Origin of the sequence: Acinetobacter lactucae, from assembly GCF_013122135.1 — a bacterium.
In the GTDB taxonomy this organism is placed as follows: Bacteria; Pseudomonadota; Gammaproteobacteria; order Pseudomonadales; family Moraxellaceae; genus Acinetobacter; species Acinetobacter lactucae.
Genome location: NZ_CP053391.1, coordinates 1,991,480 through 2,013,444, shown reverse-complemented (window position 1 = coordinate 2,013,444; position 21,965 = coordinate 1,991,480). Strand labels below are relative to the sequence as shown.

General features: G+C 37.6%; 15 protein-coding genes and 2 pseudogenes. 9 read left to right on the top strand and 8 right to left on the bottom strand.

Annotated elements, in window-relative coordinates; translation table 11 throughout:
• Positions 1–2 precede the first annotated feature (2 nt).
• From HLV59_RS09320 to HLV59_RS09300, 5 genes and pseudogenes are all read left to right on the top strand, one after another.
• On the top strand, positions 3–713 hold the full coding sequence (locus HLV59_RS09320; RefSeq protein ID WP_000209266.1) for a class II aldolase/adducin family protein: 711 nt from the start codon (positions 3–5) through the stop codon (positions 711–713).
• Positions 714–745: 32 nt separating this feature from the next.
• Complete coding sequence (locus HLV59_RS09315) at positions 746–1,939, top strand: LLM class flavin-dependent oxidoreductase (protein WP_171429824.1); 1,194 nt, start codon at positions 746–748, stop codon at positions 1,937–1,939.
• 10 nt (positions 1,940–1,949) lie between these two features.
• Complete coding sequence (locus HLV59_RS09310) at positions 1,950–3,524, top strand: ABC transporter substrate-binding protein (RefSeq protein ID WP_171429823.1); 1,575 nt, start codon at positions 1,950–1,952, stop codon at positions 3,522–3,524.
• Positions 3,525–3,529: 5 nt separating this feature from the next.
• Positions 3,530–4,474, top strand: a pseudogene (locus HLV59_RS09305) (ABC transporter permease); the annotation flags it as partial.
• A pseudogene (locus HLV59_RS09300) lies at positions 4,435–5,004 on the top strand (ABC transporter substrate-binding protein); the annotation flags it as partial. The pseudogenes HLV59_RS09305 and HLV59_RS09300, both read left to right, overlap by 40 nt.
• Positions 5,005–5,653: 649 nt before the next feature.
• Here HLV59_RS09300 and HLV59_RS09295 read toward each other — a convergent pair.
• The gene (locus tag HLV59_RS09295) at positions 5,654–6,574 is read right to left on the bottom strand and encodes a LysR family transcriptional regulator (protein ID WP_171429822.1); all 921 of its coding nucleotides are present in this window, start codon (positions 6,572–6,574) and stop codon (positions 5,654–5,656) included.
• A gap of 110 nt (positions 6,575–6,684) precedes the next feature.
• Here HLV59_RS09295 and HLV59_RS09290 point away from each other — a divergent pair, with 110 nt between their 5' ends.
• Positions 6,685–7,608: an alpha/beta hydrolase gene (locus tag HLV59_RS09290; protein ID WP_171430607.1), complete on the top strand. Its 924-nt coding sequence runs from the start codon at positions 6,685–6,687 to the stop codon at positions 7,606–7,608.
• A 61-nt stretch (positions 7,609–7,669) separates the two neighbouring features.
• Here the strand turns inward: HLV59_RS09290 and HLV59_RS09285 are convergent, their stop codons facing one another.
• A complete protein-coding gene (locus HLV59_RS09285; RefSeq protein ID WP_141316845.1) occupies positions 7,670–8,188 on the bottom strand; it encodes a GNAT family N-acetyltransferase in 519 nt (172 codons plus the stop codon).
• Between the two features lie 255 nt (positions 8,189–8,443).
• Here HLV59_RS09285 and HLV59_RS09280 point away from each other — a divergent pair, with 255 nt between their 5' ends.
• Positions 8,444–12,322 (top strand): reverse transcriptase domain-containing protein, encoded by a 3,879-nt coding sequence (locus tag HLV59_RS09280; protein ID WP_125698722.1) that lies wholly within the window; start codon positions 8,444–8,446, stop codon positions 12,320–12,322.
• A 243-nt stretch (positions 12,323–12,565) separates the two neighbouring features.
• The gene (locus HLV59_RS09275) at positions 12,566–13,249 is read left to right on the top strand and encodes a hypothetical protein (protein WP_125698721.1); all 684 of its coding nucleotides are present in this window, start codon (positions 12,566–12,568) and stop codon (positions 13,247–13,249) included.
• 89 nt (positions 13,250–13,338) lie between these two features.
• On the opposite strand, the gene HLV59_RS09270 is transcribed toward HLV59_RS09275, so the two are convergent.
• The gene (locus HLV59_RS09270; RefSeq protein ID WP_141316846.1) at positions 13,339–13,902 is read right to left on the bottom strand and encodes a TetR/AcrR family transcriptional regulator; all 564 of its coding nucleotides are present in this window, start codon (positions 13,900–13,902) and stop codon (positions 13,339–13,341) included.
• 808 nt (positions 13,903–14,710) lie between these two features.
• On the opposite strand from HLV59_RS09270, the gene HLV59_RS09265 reads away from it, so the two are divergent.
• Positions 14,711–15,151: an HD domain-containing protein gene (locus tag HLV59_RS09265; RefSeq protein WP_171429821.1), complete on the top strand. Its 441-nt coding sequence runs from the start codon at positions 14,711–14,713 to the stop codon at positions 15,149–15,151.
• Positions 15,152–15,351: 200 nt separating this feature from the next.
• Here HLV59_RS09265 and HLV59_RS09260 read toward each other — a convergent pair whose 3' ends face one another.
• From HLV59_RS09260 to HLV59_RS09240, 5 genes are all read right to left on the bottom strand, one after another.
• Positions 15,352–16,512, bottom strand: coding sequence for a hypothetical protein (locus HLV59_RS09260; RefSeq protein ID WP_171429820.1), 1,161 nt, complete (start codon positions 16,510–16,512; stop codon positions 15,352–15,354).
• The gene (locus HLV59_RS09255) at positions 16,509–17,837 is read right to left on the bottom strand and encodes a TolC family protein (RefSeq protein WP_216606709.1); all 1,329 of its coding nucleotides are present in this window, start codon (positions 17,835–17,837) and stop codon (positions 16,509–16,511) included. Before HLV59_RS09255 ends, HLV59_RS09260 begins: the two co-directional genes overlap by 4 nt.
• Positions 17,834–19,420 carry a GH3 family domain-containing protein gene (locus HLV59_RS09250; protein ID WP_171429819.1) on the bottom strand — a complete coding sequence of 529 codons (1,587 nt, stop codon included), beginning with the start codon at positions 19,418–19,420 and terminating at the stop codon, positions 17,834–17,836. The genes HLV59_RS09255 and HLV59_RS09250 overlap by 4 nt, the downstream gene beginning before the upstream one ends.
• The gene (locus HLV59_RS09245) at positions 19,417–20,205 is read right to left on the bottom strand and encodes a hypothetical protein (RefSeq protein ID WP_171430605.1); all 789 of its coding nucleotides are present in this window, start codon (positions 20,203–20,205) and stop codon (positions 19,417–19,419) included. Before HLV59_RS09245 ends, HLV59_RS09250 begins: the two co-directional genes overlap by 4 nt.
• Positions 20,206–20,393: 188 nt before the next feature.
• Complete coding sequence (locus HLV59_RS09240) at positions 20,394–21,941, bottom strand: DHA2 family efflux MFS transporter permease subunit (RefSeq protein WP_057105876.1); 1,548 nt, start codon at positions 21,939–21,941, stop codon at positions 20,394–20,396.
• Positions 21,942–21,965: the final 24 nt, after the last annotated feature.

Genomic DNA, 21,965 nt, shown 5'->3' with positions numbered 1-21,965 from the left:
TCATGACAACCCTTATTCAAACGCCATTGTCTCGTGAACTCAATGACTTTATCGAATTGAACCGTGAAAAAGCTGAATTTGCTTTTGAAGTCTTCCGTGAAACAAGAACAATTACTGCAAACGGAACAGTTAATTTTGTTGAACGTGGACCTGAAAATACCTTAGTCACTTTTAACTATGCAGGACCGTGGTCTAAAGATAAAAAAAGCAAAGTATTGGTGGAGACTATTGATGGTGAAGTTTTGCTGGGAAGAAAAAGTGCAGGTGGGCGCTATAACAAGCTTTTTAAAGAACATGCAGATGTCACCACAATATCTCATGTACACGCGCCGAATTTAGGCGCATGGGCTCAAACCCATCGTACTTTACCGATCCGCTATGTGCCTGTTCAGCGCTTCCATTTATTTAAAGAGTTGCCGATTTACATTGATCGCCGTCAAGCTGAAGTGGATTTTATTTTAGATCAACTCAAAGTTGATATTGAACATCGGGCCATTTTGGAAGCCAATGGTGGAGCAACTGTATGGGGACGCCAAGGACTACAGGAAACTGCTGAATTTATTTTATTGCTTGAAGAAGGTGCTCAAATTCAGCTGCTGGCTGAATTAGTCGGTGGCAGCCGAGAATACGGGCAAGGGGTTTTACATCAGCAATGGAAAATGAGCGGATTGACTGAAAAAGCAAAATCGCTGGGTTTACTTCCCCTGAATTAGATAAAGATTAAAAAATAAAGATCGAGAATACTATGGCTGTAAAACTTTTATGGTATCTCACTTCTCCAGATGGACCATATCCTTGGTTGGAATCTGGGCGGTGGGATACCGATTATGAACACTTGCAACAGATTGCGATTACCGCAGATCGACTTGGTTTTTACGGTTCACTCATGGGTACAAGTGAGTATGAAACACTTGCTGTTGCTGCAAGTTTAATTCCATTTACTGAACGTTTAAAGTTTCTGGTTGCCCAACATCCTGGAGAAGTCCAACCAGCAGTTTTGGCAAAATATGCGCAAACTTTTGATGCATTTTCTAAAGGGCGTTTGTTATTTAATGTCGTCAATGGAAATGATAAGGGTTTGGCAGCTTTAGGCATTCACTATACTCATGATGAGCGTTATGACTTTAGTAAAGAATACTGGAATGCATTTCAACAAAACTACTTAGGTGATACCTCGGGATTTGAGGGCGAGTTTATTCAAATTGCTCCACGCTTAGAGGGTGGATCTCCAATGTCCAAATGGCGTGGTCCAACTCAAAAGCAGGGTGTTCCTTTGTGGGGAGCAGGAACTTCTGCCAAAGGCGTTCAGCATTCTGTTGAATTATTAGATGTGTATTTAAGTTTTGCGAATACACCACCATTACTTGGAAAAAAGTTTAGCAAGGTTGCGGCTGAGGCAGCAAAAATTGGCCGAACTTTAGAATTTGGGACTCGATTACAAATTATTGTTCGGGAAACAGAAGAAGAGGCTTGGCAATATGCTCAGTCGTTACTTGACAAGATTGATGTAAATTATGCAATCGAAGCTGTTAAACGACAGCTTCCTCCAACTGAAAGTTTTGAGAGTTATCAAAGTAACAACACATCTATTCAAAAAAACTTAGAACAATTACGTCAAGGTGTTTTGCCTCAAGCTAAAGATTTTGAAATTTATCCTAATGTTTGGACTGGCCCATCTTTATTTGGTTTCGATATTTTAAACCCAGCCGCAGGAACTGCCTTAGTGGGTAGTGCTGAAAATATTGCCAAACGGATTAAAGAATACGAAAGCTATGGTGTATCAGCCTTTATCTTGTCAGGTTTTCCTTTAATTGGAGAAGCCTATCGGGTAGCAGACTTATTGTTTCCATTATTAGAGCTAGATCATGGTTTTGAGTTACCTAAGCTAAATAAAAATTCATCCATTGATTCCCTCTTGAATCAAGAAGTCGTGGTTTAAGGGAGAAGGCATGAATAAAATTACACGTAGAGAACTCATTAAACAGACTGGATTAGGTGTTGGTGCTTTGGCTGCAATAAGCCTTATAGGATGTTCTAAGCCCGATTCTTCATCTTCTGAAAGCGCCACTGCCGCTTCACTCCAAAATGATACGCCGAAAAAGGGTGGTGTTATCAAAATTGGAGTGATCAATGGTAACCAAGCAGGCAATTTAGATGCACATAAACCTATTGGTATGTCTAGTGCGTTTAGAGGCTGGCCTTTATATGCAAAGTTATGGGAATGGGGCAGAGATATTCAGCCAAAACTTGCCCTTGCTGAATTTGCTGAACCTAATAATGACGGAACGAAATGGACCATTCGCCTTAAAAAAGGACTCGAATTTCACCACGGTAAAACCATTACAGCTGATGATGTTATTTTCTCTTTACGCCGTTTGACCGACCCAAAACTTGCCTCGCCATTCGCAGCTTATCTTTATTCTTTGCAAAGAGATGCAATTAAAAAGCGCGATGAATACACCGTTGAAATTCCTTTTTCTCAAGGAAAGGGATTGGTTGCTTTACCAGAAGCATGGATGAGCTGGGGTGGTATTGTTCCTACAGATTATGACCCAGTTAAAAATGTAGTTGGTGCTGGTCCCTTTAAGCTTGAAAGTTTTACACCCGGCCAGCGTTCACGTTTTGTACGTTTTGAAAATTACTGGAAAGAAAATCAACCTTATGCCGATGCAATAGAAATTATTGATTTTAAAGATCAAACGGGGCGTCTTGCTGCTTTGCAATCTGGTCAAATTGATATTGCATCTGGAGTAAGTGCTGAGCATATTTCTTTAATTCAATCTAATAAACGGCTAAATCTTGTTTCATCAGAAACCGATGCTTGGCAATCATTTGATATGAATACGGCTAAAGCGCCGTTCAATGATCTTCGGGTACGACAAGCTTTTAGATTGATTGCTAATAGAGACGATTTGGTCAAACGTGCTTTAGCTGGGCAAGGACGAGTTGCAAATGACCTTTATTCGTTTAGTGATCCTGTATATGACCACAGTATTGCGCAGCGCAAGCAAGATTTAAATAAAGCAAAATCGCTACTCAAAGAAGCTGGTTTTAATAATAGTTTGACTATTGATTTATATACAGGCCCCGATAGCAATGCCGCATTAGTTTTTGCTCAACATGCTGCTCAGGCAGGTGTCATTGTTAATGTTAAACAGGTTGAAGCTGCTACTTTTGCGGATGCAGTAAAACAAGATTGGGCATTTAGTACAGGCTCGAACGTTTCACGTCCTTTCTTATTAACAGTCTTGCAAATTGATGGGCCAGGTGCGGCAAATAATAAAACTCGTTTTAAGAATGAGCGTTTTACGGAACTAGTGCATGCAGCATTGCAACAACCCGATTTGGAAAAACGAAAAGTTCTTGTTCATGAAGCACAGCATATTCAACATGAGCAAGGTGGTTTACTCATTTGGGGCTTTAATAATGTCCTTGATGCACATTCGAACCAAATTGGTGGTGTAACGCCTGATCGCACTGGTTTTGCTGCGTGGCGTACAGATGAATTCTGGCGTAGAGGGTAACCAATATGACAATTCAATCCAGCAAAATAGAAGCATCTATTCAACAACCAACAATTGCCAAGTCATTTGAATTTCCTGCATGGTTACCTTGGTTTTTGACACGTTTGGTGTCAGGGGTATTGGTTGTATTTGTTATTAGTCTTATTGTTTTTATTGCTACACAAGCGCTTCCATCTGACCCGGCTCGCGTCATTTTAGGACCAGAAGCACCTGAAGCGACGGTACAAATACTTCGTGAACAATTGGGATTAAATGATCCGATATTGCTTCAATACTGGCATTGGTTGAGTCAATTGTTGCAAGGTAATTTTGGACGCTCGATTGATTCCAATGTGCCTGTTTTACAAATTATTCAGAATTATTTTGGTAATACAGTTGCACTCACGAGCCTCGTGATTGTCGTTACTGTACCGATTTCAGTCGTGTTAGGTGTGTGGCTCTCGCTTCATCGCGATAGCAAACTCGATCGTATTATTGTCTCTAGCTCTATTGTGTTTAAAGCGGTGCCGGGGTTTGTTATTGCGATTTGGTTAATAATGTTTTTTTCAACATCGGTTTTACACATATTGCCAGCGGCCTCGTTACTGATTCCTAATGAGTCTCCTTATAGCCAACTAGAGTTTTTAATTTTACCAATTTTAACTTTAGCTTTATCACTCATTCCATATCTGATGCGTTTAGTGCGTGGTTCCATGATTGATGCGTTAGAGTCGGAATATGTGACCTCTGCGCGACTGCGAGGTATTCCTGAGCGCCGGATTATTTGGAAACATGTTTTACCTAATGCATTGGTTCCTGTGGTGCAGGGTACAGCATTGACCATACGAGTTTTGCTGAGTGGTGCTCTCATTATTGAGGTGGTTTTCAGTTACCCCGGTATTGGTAATGCGCTCAATGCAGCAATCGAAATGAGGGATATGGCTTTACTGAAAAAGATTTCCGCATTATTAATTTAGATCCTGCTGCGGCCAATGCAGCACTTGCAGCTAAGCAAATTGATGCTAGCTGGGGTTTAATGCCAATTCTAGCGCTCAAACAACAGAAAATTGTAGAGGTTCCGCTGAGTACTGGCCAGAGACAAGATGGTGCTGGAACAATTCAATCAGGTTTGGTGGGCCGTAGTGAGTTTATTAAGCAACATCCTGAAATTGTCCAAACATTGGTCAATACGGTTTTACAATCAGCACATTGGGTTTCACAGCCTGAAAACCGCGATAATGCCATTCAACTTGTCACTAAAAATGCAGGATTACCAACAGAACTCTATGCATTGAGTCTACAAGACAAAGCCTTAAAAACAGTTTTTTCACCACTTTTGGATGAATATTATCTAGGGCATCTACAAGAAGGTGTACAGACTGCATTAAAGGCCAAACTGATAAAACGTGATGTTGATGTAAAACAATGGCAAAATGCTGAGTTTGTCGAACGAGGGATTCAACAGTTGAATTACGTCAATTATTGGAACTCTTCAAAATGAAATGATTAAATTAATTTAGCTGTGCAAAAAGACCTTAACAAAGGTCTTTTTTATAAACCTCATAATACGCACCTAAAATAACTAATGTTTGTTTGTGGAGGCAACAAGTACAGTTCAACGTACGGCAACAGAATCAAGGACTTAATAATGAATTATATAACTGTTCGCATAATGTATATTATGTTAAATAGAAGATTTGGAAACCTACCATGTATTAGGCTTTGCTGCTCTATGTTGTTGCTTCACTACTTATTCTTTACTGTGATGAATACTTAGCCTGGTTAACTGCATCTGTTGTTCAAGCAACTTACTAAACGCCTAAGCCAGTTTTCTATTGGCTACTTATGCACTAAACCCTATTTCCACTCTTAGCTAGAATACTTCTCTAAGTAATTTTCTATACATTGTGATTAAGCTTTTATTTTTACCCTAACTGTGCATGACCTTTACCCATGTATTTTGCTGCTACTAATTTTCTTAAGATTTCTTTTCTTAAATCACCTTTTAAACGACAAAAACTTAGATTGACTAACCTATATCCCAATATTTCAAAAATTAAGTATCCAATTGAAATTTAATAAAAAAATACTATAAAACCCTATAAAAATTAAGAAAATAATATATGTGCAGCTATTCTTTAAATGTAGTCCTAATTAATTTTTCTATCATCATATGGCTTACTAAAATTTTCTTTTAACGCATCGATTAAGATATTTAATAAAGGTGCTTGCTCACGTCTATGTGGATAATACAAGTGATAAGGCTCATAGCTATGTCGCCAGTCTTTAAGTGTTTCTTCTAATTCACCACTTTCAATATAAGGCTGAACCATATCAATAGGTAAATAAGCGATTCCTACACCGCTCCTTGCTGCTTGAAGCACTGGAGATAAGGTTGTAAAAACAACTTTAGCGTTAACGGTAACTGTTTGAGTTTTACCTTGTTTGGTAAATTGCCAACGATAGAGTTCACCATGCGTGGGTAATCTTAAATTAATACACTGATGTTCAACTAAATCTTTTGGTTGCTTGGGGTGACCATAACGAGCCAAATATTCTTTGGTAGCAACCGTTAACATTTGGATTGGCTCACTCACTTGTAAAGCGATCATATCTTTAGAAACTAAACCGCCTCTTCTAAGTCCTGCATCAAAACGCCCTTCTACAATATCGACAAGTCCATAGTCAGAGATGATCTCTACTGAAATTTTAGGAAATTGTTGGATGACTTTTTTAACTGCTGGCCATATAACACTTTGGATTCCATATTCATCGGCACTGATACGTAATGTTCCTGCTGGATCATTTTTTAAAGCACTAATTTGATTGATGCCATGTTCTATTTCTTGTATTGCCGGCTGAAGCAAATTGAGTAGATATTCACCTGCTTCTGTAGGCGCTACGCTTCTGGTGGTTCGTGATAATAGTTTTATGCCAATTCGGTCTTCTAAGTTGCGGAGTGTTTGGCTAATTGCTGACTGGGATGTCCTGAGTTTTGCAGCCGCCCGCGTGAAACTTCGTTCTTGAGCAACGACCATAAAAGTGTGCAAATCGTTTAAATTTTCTTTCATTATTTATAAGTATTCAATATAAGTGCTATCTGATTATAGTGGATTATCATAATAAATCACCACGGTTATATTAATTTCATCGACCTAGTTCCTCTTTCGGAGAGAAGATGATGAAAACTGTAACTTTCAAAAATAAAAATATCGATGTTTCTGCAACTATTCGTTTTCCAAAGGATTTCGATGAAAACAAAACATATGCAGCGATTGTATGTGCGCATCCAATTAGTAGTTGTAAAGAGCAAACTGCCGGCTCAATCTATGGTGAAAAACTGACTGAAGCTGGTTTTATAACTTTAGCATTTGATGCATCGTATCAAGGTGCTAGCGGTGGAGAACCTCGCTTTCTTGAAGACCCTGCAACACGTGTAGAAGATTTCCGCTGTGCAGTGGACTATTTAACAACGCTTAATTATGTTGATGAAAACCGTATTGGTGTATTAGGTGTGTGTGGTGGCGGTGGTTATGCTGTCAATGCGGCTATGACTGAACGCCGTTTTAAAGCGGTGGCGACTGTTGTGGGTGCAAATTATGGTCGTCTCATGCGTGAAGGTGACCAAACACCTGAAGCAGCTATTAAAACTTTAGAAGTCATTGCAGCACAGCGTACTGCCGAAGCGCGTGGTGCTGAATCATTTATTACTCAGTACATTCCAAACTCACAACAAGAGCGTGAACAAGCTGGAATCAATGATATTGATATTAAAGAAGCGATTGATTACTACAAAACCCCGCGTGGTCAGGCAGAAGGTTCACCAAATAAACTTCGCTTTTCAAGTTTAGCCGCTGCTGTTGGGTTCGATGCATTTCATTTGGCAGAGCACCTACTCACCCAACCATTACAAATTGTGATTGGTGAAATTCCGGGCGGGTTCGGTTCTTATCGTGATGGTTATGAGCTATTTAGCAAAGCCGCTTCTAAAGATAAAAACCTTTTTGTGGTGAAAGATGCAAGCCATTATGACTTATATGACCAACCTGAACCTGTTGCTCAAGCTTTAGAAAAAATTATTCCGTTCTTTCAAAAGCATCTTTAAGCCAAATATTGGAAAGTTTCTCAATCGGGGAACTTTCCAAATAGATAGGCTTTAGCGATAGTTAAACAAACCTTTTATAATAAATAGCTGTGCCGTCATAGTTGCCATTTGAGCTTAATGCGAATTCTGGAATTACTCCCACACGGACAAAACCAATTTTGCTATACAAAAGTTCGGAAACATCGCCTTCACGCGTATCTAAAACAAGTAAGCGCAGACCTTTTTCTCTTGAAAACTTTTCTAATTCATCCATTAGTAATGTTGCTATTCCTTGTTTTCGTGCTGTTGTCAGAACCATGAGTTTTTCAACTTCTGCCCTATGAATTCCGTTCTTTTTACTCACCAAAGACAATTGAACACTACCTACAATCTTTCTTTGTTGAATAGCAATCCATAGGCGGCTATTACACTGTACTATTTTATGGTTGACCTCACGCCAATAATTTACGACCTCGTTCTTTTCTATAGGAGCCAGAAAACCTATTGAAGCTCCGCTATTTATAGAATCTTCTAACAATAGTGATAGGCCTTCTTCATAATCACCAATTTCATTGATCTCTAAAATTTCAATGTCTTTCATATTTTTTCTCAAAGTTATTTGAATAAAATTTTCTATGATGGTTCTTAATTCGGATTTGGCATAGATATGATGAAAAAAATATTCCAGGTGTGAAAGCACTAGCATTATTTAGACAAAAACATATGAATAAAACAACTAATGATTAATACATTAAATAAATAAGATAGTTTGTTAATTTTAAAAGAGTTATTAATATATAATTTACTAATCGATAAACATAGTAAATTTATTTTTATATAAGGTATTTTAACCAAAATGAATAGTTTTTATGATATTGAAAATATAGTTCTTGATGATAAATATATTTCAGATCCTATGCTTATAGCGTTAGCTTGGAAACGCTCACAAGACTATATCCGTTCTTTAAATTGGTATGCTGATATTTTTGAACTAGATAGAACTTCTTTGTTTTTTGTAGAAAAAAGTAAGGAATGGTCACAAGAAATACAAAAAATGGATTATACATTAGAACCATTGAAACTTGTGCCTGCACCGAAATCTTTTGAATGGAGCTTCGAGAATAGAGAAAATGGTACTAACTGGGGTCCTAAGTATAAGACAGCTGAAGAGTTAAAGAGTTTTACATTAAGACCATTAGCCCATATTGGTATCAGAGAGCAAACATTCTTTACTATATTAATGATGTGCCTAGCTAATGAAGTAGAAACAATTCAAGGGAACCCATCTTTATCATTTAATAAAGTACATTTAGATTCTGAATTCGAGAAGAAGGATACTATCCATAAAAAAATTAAACCACAGATAGTTAATTATGGTAATCGTCTGTATTGCACATATGATGAAAATGGAGTAGCACAACATAACTATGGAGCTACAACAATTTATAGCAAATACTTTAAAGATTATCGAAACTTTTTACAACGCCCTTATTACTTCGCGCAGAAATATATTACCGAAAAATTACCAAGTGAGGAAGTATATATTGTTGAAATAGATTTGAAGCGCTTTTTTGATAAGGTAAATAGAAATATACTTGTTGATAAGATTCTTTCTTTTAAGTCTTGTGAGAATATTAAAAATATTGAATATCTATTAAAACAATTTATTGAATGGCAATGGAGCGATTGTGCTTTAGAGCAGTTTAAAGTTTGTAGAGCTTCTTCAGATGATGTGCTACCACTAGGAATTCCGCAAGGATTAGTCGCTGGTGGCTTTCTGGCAAATATATATTTATTAGACTTTGATGAAAAAATTAAACAATATTTTGATAATTATATTAATGTACCTTCAGAATCAGATACCTCCCCTTTCAAGTTGATCGATTATTGTAGATATGTAGATGATCTTAGATTTGTTATTATTGGACCTAATTCTGATAATAATATAGCAATAAAAAATTTATTAAAAAATGAAATACATAACTTTGTAAATAACTTTTTAGTAGATCTCAAATTAGAAATTGAAATAAACGAGACAAAAACGAAAGTTTCTGCTTATAGAGGCAAGAAAATAGGGATTTCTAAACAACTCAATGAGATTCAGAATAAAACAAGTGGCCCGATGAGCCCTAAACAAACGGATGATTTGGTTAATGAGTTAGAAATTCTACTTTCTGTAGAAAAACAAGATCCTATTGGAAATCAAAATAGCAATGAATTTAATTTAGATACATTAGCAAACATTGAACATAATATTTTCGATGTCAGAGAAGATACTATACGCCGTTTTGCCACAAACCAATTAACTCGACACCTAAGTGAAATACGTCATTTTACATCACGGGAAATTGATGAATATGGTAAACCAATTCCTGGTGATTGGGATTATTTACAAGAACGTATTGCAAGACGATTAATTTCTGTATGGAGCAAAGACCCTTCTTTGGCTTTATTGCTTAAAAAAGCATTAGAACTTTTCCCTAGTCCTAAATTACTTGAACCTGTGTTAAACCATTTTCAAGTAATCTTAAACAAACATGCTACAAGTGAATTAGATGAAAAAATGAAAGCTGTAGTGCGCTACTTGTTAGCAGAAGTTTTTCGTCATGCAGCAACTATCATTCATTGTAAAGATGCTCACACAATACCAGCTCATGCAGATAGAAATAATTTCTTTGAAATTCTCCAAAAACAAGCCGTAGATATTGTTAGAAACCATAATTTAGATATTTCTGAAGGAAATAATGATTGGTGTTTTTTAGTTGATCAAGCTCGCTTTTTATTATTAGTTCGCTTAGACACTTTACTAGAAATAAATTCTGGGAATATTGAGCAAGATCTCATTTTCAAAATTGCAAAAGGGTTTAGAAATATCACTATAGATAAGAATCTAAACGAAGAGGATATAGCTGTATGTATACTTATTGCAGATCAACTATTAGAAGATAATCAGACTCTAATACGTTCTGTAAATGAATTATTCAATGAAAATAAAGTGAATCCACATAAAATATTAACATCAATATCAGTGCAGAATACCGAGCTAGCAGAAAGTTTAATTATTTATGCAAGAAAATTAAATTACAATTGGATTAACAATAATTATATAAGAGATATTGTTAAAAAAATATATCTGGATATTAAACCATCTAAAAGTGAACTAGAAAAAATTAAAAGTAAGCAAAGTATAATTCAGCTTATAACACGTCCAGACAATCCATTCTCTAATGAGATAATGGCAATAAAGTTAATGTTAAGTTTAATTGACAAAAAGCCTTCTTCTGAGATAGATCTAACTAATCTGCAAATTGACTTGTCAAAGACTTATATTATTTTCGAAAATGGTTACTCACAGCCTCCAAAATATAATCATATTGATCATAAGATAATAGTTGAAGAAATTGTATTTCAGAATATGTTATCAGATGATTTACTAGATATTGTTGATATTACTTACGACCAGAGAATTTTGCAAAAAATTGCCTTTACAATTCGTGCTGCATTGGCGGGTTCTAAGGATATTACAGGATTTGGTAAACACTATAATAGGAGATCATATTATCGAGGATTGAGATCTACACAGTCGAAACGAATAATTGGATTGTATACTACACCTGAATCATTGATTGGTGCTAATGCTCAAGTAACTGGCTGGTTAACAACGCTTATTTCTAAACTATTACGTTGGCCTGGTATACGTGTTAACGAACAAGGTTATAAATGGCCAGAAGAGTTAAATATCAAAAAAACAAAAAAACTATTAGAAGATCGCCTTGCTCTACTAAAAGCTAATTACTGTCAATTATCTCAAATTCCCTCACTTCCAGAACTTATAACGCCTGCATGGGAAGATAAAAAAGATTTAACAGTTGTTATGGTTCAATCCAAGCTTCCATCTGATATAGATTTATTATCTGATATGTACTTAGAGAAACCTAATTACCGTACGAAGCATAGACGCCATATTGCTGAAGTTTCTGCCCTCATATTACAGCATATTCAAGCACAAAAAATAGATAAAAATCATACTAAAATTCGTGATTCCAATACTGATTTAATTATTTGGCCTGAATTAGCCGTGCATCAAGATGATTTGGATATTCTTATTCAACTATCAAGAAAAACACACGCAATCATTTTTTCAGGTCTTGGTTTTATAAGAACTGATAATAATAAAACTATAAATACAGCTGTCTGGATTGTACCCAAAAAACATAATGGTAATCAGACAGAGCTGATCAGATTTCAGGGTAAACATCATATGACCAAAGGTGAAAAGAAATTAGGTGTACAATCATGGAGACCTTATCAACTTATATTAGAGCTCCAACATCCTAAATACCTTAATAAACCAGGATTTATGTTAACTGGGGCGATATGCTATGACTCTACTGACATAAAGTTAAGTGCAGACTTAACAAATAAATCTAGTGCTTTTATTGTTTCTGCGCTTAATCGAGATATAGCCACTTTTGATAGTATGGTACAGGCCTTACACTATCATATGTATCAGCATGTTGTATTAGTCAATGTTGGTACGTTTGGTGGCTCTTATGCTATGGCTCCGTACAAAGAACATCACGAAAAACTTATTGCTCATAGTAAGGGGAAAGATCAAGTAAGTCTTAATACTTTTAGTATGAATATGTTTGACTTTAGACGTGATGGAATTGGAAGTTCACTTAGATCTAATATAGAGAGAAAAACTCCTCCAGCTGGAATAATAATGCAATAACGAAAATTGTAGGAATAACAATTAGATACCATCATGATTAAAGTATAGATTTTTTTACTTTTTGATCATGATGGTATTCCCTATCTGTGCCCAACCAAACCTTTTGACTGTTAAAAAAATAAAAGAAAAGTTATGTATCCAAAGGGTATACGTCAAATTGTGACGCAATACTGACCTTTCTATCTAGATACTTTTTAACTTTATTGTTTAGATAAAGACCAGTTAATAAAGAGGATGTTACATATGGAGTGGGTTAAACTAATTGTTGAAGCCTTGTTAGGGCTTGGCTTTTTAGGCACAGTTATTAAATGGTTTTTTTTACCAAGATTTCGTATTGAACTGAGGAAGAAAAATTTCGAAAAAGATAAGATAGAGTTGGATAATTATTTAGATTTATGTAAAAAATTCAGCCAAAAGCTATTGCAACCTATACAGTTCCAATATGCGACTAATCATTTTTTAGGAACTACTAGATATCACTATAGCTTGTTCAATGAGCGAATTAATAATTTATGGAACTTCAATAAGGTTTTTTCAAATTTAAACCATAGCTACTTCTTTCTAAAACAAGTAGTTGAAAATAATCAAGCACATTTAGAGTATATCTTTAAAGAAAAAACGATCAAGAAAATCAGATCAATCTCAATAACTATACTTATTTGTGCTGTATTTATTTATTTGGGATTAATAATATTTGAAGTATTTTTCCTTAAAGAATTAATTTCAAGTAAAATTATAAATAAGGATACATATGCATTTTATAAAATTCTTTCATGTGTAATATATGTCATTCTGGTCTTAGGAGCATCATACTTGGGTGGTAAAGCAAGTACAGCCTTAGCATTAAAAGATATTTTTAATATTAGAGATAAAAATATCAAGATTGAGGAGTCTAAGATTAACACTAAGCTTAGATATTTAAATTAAATTATTTCAGCAAATTAATAAACGATACTAATAGAATTTATTAACTATATTAACTATTGATCAGAATTAAGTTTGATCAATAGTTAATATTATAAAATCACAGAACCGAATTTCCCCCTCAAAAACACCTCAACCACTCTCTCATCAAGCTCACCCAAACTTAAGCCCTGAATAATGGCGCCTTCGATTAAATATAAAAATAGTTTTGCATCGGTAAAGGAAACATCGGGGTTAAGTGCTCTAAGCTGGCTATAAATTTCATTGGTGAACCATGTTCTATAACGCACGGCGACTCGGTAGGCTTTTGGATGCGTCAGTTTTGTTTCAAAAATGGCTTTAAATAATAGGTAGTACAGCCCGTCTAAGTCTGCATGTAAAAGATAGAGCTTTTTGAGTTTATCCATTGCATTTGTGTCACGGTCGTATTCAACCACTGAAACCACTTTTTCTTTTAGGCGTTCTTTTTGCACAATTAGGCAGATTTCAATTAACCGTTCTTTAGAGTGAAAGTAGTTATAGAAAGTCGCTTTGGTAACTTCACACTCTTTCACAAGTCTGTCGATGCCGACCAGATGAAATCCGTTGTAGTGAAATAACTCAATTGATTTATTTACGACTTGTAATGCACGTGTTGGGAGAACTATTTTTGGCATATTTTTACCGTTATAAAAAATTATTGTTGTATATAAATGAGATATAAAAACTGCTGCCTTTCGGGAGAAAAAAGGCATAGCAAAGCCGTAAGACTGTGCGCAGCACATCTCAAGTTTTAGTTGTCTAAGTTTTAAGTAATAACGAGCTAAAGCCTGAAAAAGCCTTACGGCGATCAAGCTGCGTTAAATGTTTTAAGCTGTGTTGTTATAGCTTTTGGCAATGGCTACCAAGAAATAATGGATGTGCAAAGCCAACTCCTTATATATGGAGTTCTGCCAGAGCCTAAGAATTATGGTGGCAGAACGAAAGAGGGTTGACAGACTGGTACGACGCCAGCACACCCGAGGGTGTCCCTCTCCCGTCCTACCGCTACGGGAGGGAACGAGGAGCTTACACATAAGACTATTCCTCAGAAGAAATAATCCTGATGCGGTCGTATAGCAGTCTGTCAAAACTGCCTGGCAATGTAGGCCAGCCTGCAAATGGTAATCTTCAATATTTGAAGTGTCAATGTGAAATTGGCTATAAAATATTTAAATAGTTATTATTTTTCATTTAATTAGATAATTAAGGAAATTCTTAAGTATTATTTACAATCTACTTTTATATCATTAAGTTAAAGTTTAAAATTTCAGAAATTTAAAGTCTAGATTGGTTCATATCAACTAAGAATGAATAAATAAAAATGAGTAATTACTCTGATTAAGAAGTATTTTTATGAGTAGCTATTCAGTATAAAATTATGACTTAAGCGACCTATCTCACCAATTAGGCCGTGTCATATACTTAAAGTAATCAGAGCAAAAAATGACTCAAAATAAAGTTGAATTAGCAGAGAAATTGTCAAAAGAATCTCATCAAGGTCAAAAGTATGGTCCTCATGATTACTTTGATTACCATATTAAAGGTGTGGTTAATTCACTCATTGAGCATCGATTTTCAGAAGTCTATATTATTACAGCCCTTCTACACGATAGCGTTGAAGACACTCCTCTTACCCTAGACAAAATCGAAAGCTTATTTGGAAAAGAAGTCCGTGATGCCGTTGATGCATTAACTAAACGGGAAAGTGAAACACGCGAAGAATATTTAATTCGTTGTAGTTCGAATCCGATCGCTCGAGTTGTGAAACTTCATGATGCAGCTTTTAATGCGCATAACTCGCATAAGGACAATAATCACTCACGGGTAGATTATTACCTTCAAACCATTCTAATTGTTTCAACGGCGCAAGATAGGTTGGAATGATAAGGTCGAATTAGCTAGGTTTATAAAATACAAAACGATTAACTTGATTTTGTAACATAATCAAAATCACCATGAAAAAGGACTCTTGCCCTAGCTAACATTCACCATTTTGCGCATATATTTGCTCAATCCTATTTAACTTTCCTAAGAATTGAGCAAATTTTTGCTCATTTATGATCTACGGCAAACCTATCTCAAGGTTAAATACGTCCAACTTCTAAATATGGAATCAGGTTTTTATCAAAATGCGGTCTTGGGTCGCCTTCATAACTAATAAAACCATGCATTCCTGTTAAGCGCTCACCTTTATAAAACTGGTTTAACTGATAACGCGGGTCTTTATGTGAAAGCGTAAAGCTGACTACACCAACGCCCTGCTGTTTTGACTTATTATAAGCATCTTCAAGCATTTTGTGATGCAAAGCTAAATCTTGTGGATGGCACATAAGCGTATGTAACACATGGTACTGAATAGAGTCACCAAGTTTTGGCAAACGCATGCCCTTAGTAATTGGTGTCAACAAGTTATAAACGGGTCTAAAAATTCCAATAACTGAACTGTAATGCAAAATTTTAGTTTGCTTAATACTGTGCTGATCCCATAAACCAAACATGCCCACCAGTTTTTCACCCTTAAAGTAAAGTGAAAAGTCTGAGAGTTTTATTCCTGAAAAATACTGGTGCCCTTGAGCCAGTTCTTCAAAGTTATAGGCGGGAATAAAGTTATAAAACCCTGCCATGTCGGCAATAAACTGATTCATAGCCTCCACATGCTGAGCTTCAGCTACACATGTACGAATCTCTTGAATGTCACTTTGCTGAGAAGTCTGCTTTAAAAAAGCCGTGATTTTTCGTTTTGCGCCTGTACTCGTCAGACTGAGTGTTTCTATAAGTCCTTCATCATAATAATCGGGCATTCCCGTTTTGCCCGTTTGGATGGCAGCCCGTGCCGCGTGGTTATCATCAAAAATAATCATTTGGCTATAGTTCGGTTCATGCATGGTCTGTTTTACATGCTTTGCCAAAACCTTCACCAGTGATTTGCCACGATAGTTATGATCTACCCGTAAATCACCCGCATATCTTAAATTTTGAATGGCTCGGTCGACATAACACGGGCGGTAACCATTGCTATAACAAGCGACATTCTTTTGACTCTCTAGGTCTTCAATCACGACGTGCAGTTTATGCCGATAGACAATGTCGGACGCCCTAAAATAACTCGGTTCGCGCTGAAAGCTAATTTGTATGCCTTTGGTGGTCATCGGTACGGCGATTAAGTCTCTTAAAGCCTGATCATCTGCCAAAGTGGCTTCACGGGTAATCAGCGTATTGTCAGCAAGTGATGGATTTGTTTTCATTCATTATTCACCTGTTGTGCGGTATGTACGGGGACCAAGTTATTTAAACGTCCCATTTGGTCGAGTAGCTGATAGACAAACACCACTTCGTCTTGGTCATTCACAGTTTTCTGGGTTTGTACATCGAGTAGCTTTTGCTCGGTATTGAGCAAATCAAACGTGGTTTTTGTGCCCACATCAAACTCTTTACGTGTGTAGACAAAGGCAATAGACGCAGCCTCTATCGCATTTGCCAGTGCTTCTTTATTTTGTCGAATGGTTTGAAGCTGTGCATAGGTGGTACGTGTTCGCTTATTTAAATCTAGTTCAAGACTTCGCGTTTTTTGGGTAGCCAAATCTATATCGGCCTGTGCTTTTTTGATATTGGCACGATTTAAACCATCGTCATAGAGCGGTACATTCAACTGCACCCCAACCATGTAGTTATTACTTTCCGAACCAATATAGCTTGCTTCATCTTGTTTTCCGGCACGGCTGGTGAACATCACCGTTGGCCAGAGTTCCCGTTTGGTTAGAGCATATTGTTTTTCTGCGGCCTGTTTTTCGTATTTGCTACGCATTAAAGCTGGATGGTTTTTGGTTTGAGCCAAAATTTCATCCAAGCTCGCGGGAATAGCGGGTAGTTGTTTAATCGCAACAAGGTTGTCAGGTATTGTACCCGTTACTTGGTAAAACTGTGCTTCGCTGACGGTCAGATTAGATTGCGCCTGTGTAATATCGGCTTGGCCTTGCGCGACTTGTGCCAAAACCTGGGCTAAGTCTGCACGGGTAATCATCCCTACATCAAAACGGCGCTTCGATTCATATAAAGACCGTTGCAGATTTGCCATGGTCTTTTGTCTGAGTTCTAAAATGGCTTTCTTTTTTAATACGTCGGTATAGACCATGACCGTATTTAAGATAGTTTCTGACCGTTGATCTGACAAACCTTCGTTTTGGGCAGAAAGCTGACTTTCGGCAACATCAACTCCTAAACGATGTCGGCCAGAGGTATAAATCGGATAATCTGCCTGCAATTGTAAACTTCTGCCTTTACGGTTTCCTTCGGTTGGAAACAGGACGTGTGAAGGCGTATCTATTCTTTCATAGTCCAGTTGGCCGACTAAATTGACTTTGAGCCCATCACGCTGCTTGGCTTGTTCAAGCATTGCAGTTGACTGGTTCACGCTTAAACGGCTGACTTCAAGCTGAGTTTCGTGCCTTAAGCTAGCAGACAAAGCCTCGTCTAACGTCATGGCATGTGTATTCGACACAACCAACACGCCTAAATATAAGGCGTGTCGAAGTATTAAAAACCGAGTATTAAATGGTTTCATCCCTTTCATAGTTGTTCCAAACTATTCAGGGTGACTTTTTTGAGTGGCTCAGGTTTGATATTGCCTTCAATAATGCCATCAAACATGACTAGTTTTTTGTAGGCATTCCAGCCATTATTGGCTTGGCGAATCTGAGGCTGGTCGAGCTGCCCCAAGTTACGTGCAAGTTCGTAATGGAAGTTTTGACGCAAAATACTGTCGATATATTCGTTGCTAATGCTGTGATGAATTTCACCTTCAAAAAGCACGCAATAAAATGGTTTAACCAGTTGTTGGGTATCAATCGCCAGTAAAGAAATCGCTTTCGATTCCGTTTCATTTAATTGTGACAACAACTGTTGAGCTGTTTCAGGTGCGAGTTTCTCACCAACCAGATCTACACCAAAACGACGGCCTTGGAACTCAAAACACGGAATTTGCTCTATAAAGCCAGTCACTTTTAAGCAATCATCCAGACAATAACGAAGTAAGCCATTACCCGAGGTAATGAGCGGGCTGACCACATCGCCTTGTTTAAGCTGCCACGACGGAATGATTTGACCTTGTTTATCGCCTTCTAAATATTCAAATTCGTAGAAGTGACTTTGATACGCCAGTGGGTATTGGTCGTTATAGGGAATCGTAACAACCCCTTCAGTCGCCCATAACCCTTTTCCTTCAAACTGGACACTGGGTAACTTCTCTTTTAATTTTTCGGCCCAAGCTTTTGAACCGGCGGTATCCCAACTCGACACTAAGCTTAACTTTGGCCAGAGCTTTTTAAAGTCGATTTGTTCGCCGTTTGAACTGTCAATTAAGGCTTGAGCACTTTCAGTACTATGCGGTGCATTTACTTCTCTTAATGAACTTTGGCGATGTCCCCATAAACCAGTCTCTAAAACCTCAATAACTTCCTGTTGCATCGACTCTAAACGCTCAAGCAATTGCAATGCAAACGTTGGGCTCCATACAGAAATCATGGCTAAGTTACGGTTTGCGACCAAATAACAAATGGTGGCAAACAGTGCGTCGTCAGCATTGGCTGCAAAGGCAACGTTACTTGGAACCGCTTGGGTAAACTTAGATAAAATTCGCTTACCTATACCGAGTAGCGCACTGTCATCATTTAAGTTTTTATCTTTTAAAACTTCACGCTGACTTTCAGGCAACCATGACACCGACCAATAATGTGTGCCGGAACTGAGCTGTGGGCATTTACGGTATAAACTCGCCATCCACGGCGCAATCGCATGATCAAGTTCATCTAAAAACAGCTTGGTGTATGGAATAAACTTGATTTGTTCACTCGAACCACTGGTCGGCTGGAAACGAACCAGCTTACTACTCGACAGTGAAAGTTTTTGTTCACGGTAACGTTGAATGTCTTCTCGCCATGCGCCATAACGTGTTGCAGGAAATGATTTTACAAACTGCTCATAGTTTTGAACTTTCTTATCTTTAGCAAAGGTCGAGGTCTGTAATATCGAATGCAAAATTTGACGTTGCGTGGTCTCTAAGGCATTAAATTGTTTTTGAAAATTACGGTCAGATGCATCACACCATTTTTTTAAAATCAGATGTGAACCTAAAGTGAGCCATTCATTAGATTTCATTGGATGGCCTCTCTACGTTTTGTTTTATGAGTTACGCATGCTTCAAACTTTCCTTTACTGGTTGGCTTAGTCATCAGCTTTACGGGGAAACGAGCTATATCTTTCCAACCAAGACGGCCTATACAAGGCAGTTCTGTGCCTGCTTTCCATGTCGGATTTTTTTGTTCAAAAAAATGAATATTAGGGTTCTTTTCTCTCATTTCGGCAGTAATCGGTGCAACTTCGCCTTTTAATGGTTGATAGTCATCACCAAAATTTAAAAGTCCCGCTTCACGGTCATAATATTCGCCAAAGAATTTTTCACAGTAGTGTTCAACAACTTCCGAGAGATGCTGGTTTTCATCTTTAATATTTGGGTAATAGACATAGTAGTTATTGGCAAGTAAGAGATAGGTCTTATAGCCCTTAGAAATGAGGAGCCAATAGAGTTCGTTAAATGGATATTTGATTCGAAGCTTAATCATCAGTTTGAGCATAGTACTTTGCAGACTACGCGTGCCCCAAAACTTTTTCAAAATGACCGTATCACCGCTAAATAACACGGTGTAGTCCTTACCGTTTAAGTAAAAATGCTGCACCACCACAGTAGAGAAACCGACAATCTCATCTGTTTGAGAGTCAAAAATTAAGATCGCGCCACTTTTATTTTGGAAATCATCTACGAAAATAGAAAATCTCGTATTTTCATAATACTGCTCGTAAATGGAATACATCACTTTTAATCGCTCTGTATCGATTTGTTCCTTTTCAAAATATTGCCCATAGGTACTATTTTTCAGGTTCAATTTTGAAATCAGTTTATACGTTGTATTAATCATAATCCTTTAACCTTCCACCTCTAATTTGCGAGTTCCCCGATCTCATCAACCGATTTTAGAAAACTCATCTCAATGTTCTTTTTCTATGAAGGGATACGTTTTGATATGCCCTATTGTTTTTCATTCTTTGAAAGCTGCTCTTTATTTCTAAATCGCTACATATTCATTTTCTTCCCCCGATCCATAAAGATGGTTAAAAAGGCGGTCACAAACATGATGATTGCGAGCATGCGTAATAAGTCATTAAAACTCGATGTCAGTGCCTGAAAATGAATGTCTCGATAAATCACACTGAGCGCGATTTGCTGAGCATTTGCACCGACTTCCTGATATTGCGCCGTGAGCTGATCCAGCCTTTCTGTAAAGATCCAGTTTTGAGGTGTCATCGACTGATTAATCTGGGTGACATGTAGCGCAGTCAGCCAATCTAATGATGAGTTAATCAGTGCCAGTCCAACCGCGCCGCCAATATTGCGCATCAGGTTATAAATACCGCTGGCATCGGCTACTTTGCTGAGTGGCAAAGTGCTCATGGCTAAATGTGAAACCACAATCAGGCAGATCATGAGACCAATACCACGGTAAATTTGCGGCCAGAACATAAAGTCGTAATCGCTATGAATGCTGAGGTGCGAATTGAGCCAAACACCAAAGCCAGCCAGAATCATTCCGACAAATACGGTTTTACGGGTATCAAAATTGGGAATCAGCCATGCAAGAAACGGTGCAAAGCAGAACATGACAATGCCTGTCACCATCATGACATGACCAATTTGGCTACTGTTCATTTCACGGACTTGCCCAAGAAACACGGGAATCATATAACCCAAGCCATAGAGCGCCATTCCAATCACAAAAGTGGTGATGGCACTTAAGGTAAAGTTTTTATTTTTAAATACGGATAAATCGAGCAAAGGCTTAGGCTGGGTAAAACTTCTAGAGAAGAAAATCATGCCGCCCACAACGCAGATCATAAATGCAATCCGAACACCTGTGTCTGCAAGCCAGTCATGCCGTGCGCCTTCATCAAGGAAATATTCCAGCCCACCCAAAAACATCGCCATACCCACGAGGCTGAACCAGTCCATACTTTTAATGAGTGAATAGTTCGCACGGTCGATATTTGGGCCTGAGTAGATGACCGTGGCAATGATAATGCCCGGAATAATATTGATCAGGAACATCCAGTGCCATGAGAAGTTATTGGTAAGCCAGCCACCAATGGTTGGGCCAATGGCCGGACCCAAAGTACTGATCATTCCAAACATCACCAAAGGCAAAGAACGTTTTGCTTCAGGAAAAAGTAAGTACAACGCTGTCATGGAAGTTGGAATCATGCCGCCGCCCATAAAACCTTGAATGCCACGAAAAACCAGTAAACTCTCTAAGTTCCATGCCAATGCACACAGTAAGGAACTGATGGTGAAGCCAATTGCACAGATGGTGTAATACACCCGTGTCGACAGCACCCGCGAGACAATACTCGACATTGGAATTGCAATAATTTCGGCAATTAAATAAACCGTTTGCACCCAAGTCACTTCGTAACGACTTGCACTCATCCCCGCTTGAACTTCGTTTAAAGAACTCGCCACAATCTGAATATCGAGAATCGCCATGAAGTTGCCAAAAATCATGGCCGCAAAAATTGCCCATGCCGTCTTTGCGGGAAACATCCACTCGGCTTCAAGGTGCTTATTCATTTGTTATTACCTAAAATTTTATTA

Coding starts and splice junctions, on each gene's coding strand:
- HLV59_RS09315 (WP_171429824.1), top strand. CDS start 746: ATGGCTGTAAAACTTTTATGGTATCTCACTTCTCCAGATGGACCATAT.
- HLV59_RS09265 (WP_171429821.1), top strand. CDS start 14,711: ATGACTCAAAATAAAGTTGAATTAGCAGAGAAATTGTCAAAAGAATCT.
- HLV59_RS09280 (WP_125698722.1), top strand. CDS start 8,444: ATGAATAGTTTTTATGATATTGAAAATATAGTTCTTGATGATAAATAT.
- HLV59_RS09310 (WP_171429823.1), top strand. CDS start 1,950: ATGAATAAAATTACACGTAGAGAACTCATTAAACAGACTGGATTAGGT.
- HLV59_RS09290 (WP_171430607.1), top strand. CDS start 6,685: ATGAAAACTGTAACTTTCAAAAATAAAAATATCGATGTTTCTGCAACT.
- HLV59_RS09295 (WP_171429822.1), bottom strand. CDS start 6,574: ATGAAAGAAAATTTAAACGATTTGCACACTTTTATGGTCGTTGCTCAA.
- HLV59_RS09240 (WP_057105876.1), bottom strand. CDS start 21,941: ATGAATAAGCACCTTGAAGCCGAGTGGATGTTTCCCGCAAAGACGGCA.
- HLV59_RS09255 (WP_216606709.1), bottom strand. CDS start 17,837: ATGAAAGGGATGAAACCATTTAATACTCGGTTTTTAATACTTCGACAC.
- HLV59_RS09260 (WP_171429820.1), bottom strand. CDS start 16,512: ATGAAAACAAATCCATCACTTGCTGACAATACGCTGATTACCCGTGAA.
- HLV59_RS09320 (WP_000209266.1), top strand. CDS start 3: ATGACAACCCTTATTCAAACGCCATTGTCTCGTGAACTCAATGACTTT.
- HLV59_RS09270 (WP_141316846.1), bottom strand. CDS start 13,902: ATGCCAAAAATAGTTCTCCCAACACGTGCATTACAAGTCGTAAATAAA.
- HLV59_RS09285 (WP_141316845.1), bottom strand. CDS start 8,188: ATGAAAGACATTGAAATTTTAGAGATCAATGAAATTGGTGATTATGAA.
- HLV59_RS09250 (WP_171429819.1), bottom strand. CDS start 19,420: ATGAAATCTAATGAATGGCTCACTTTAGGTTCACATCTGATTTTAAAA.
- HLV59_RS09275 (WP_125698721.1), top strand. CDS start 12,566: ATGGAGTGGGTTAAACTAATTGTTGAAGCCTTGTTAGGGCTTGGCTTT.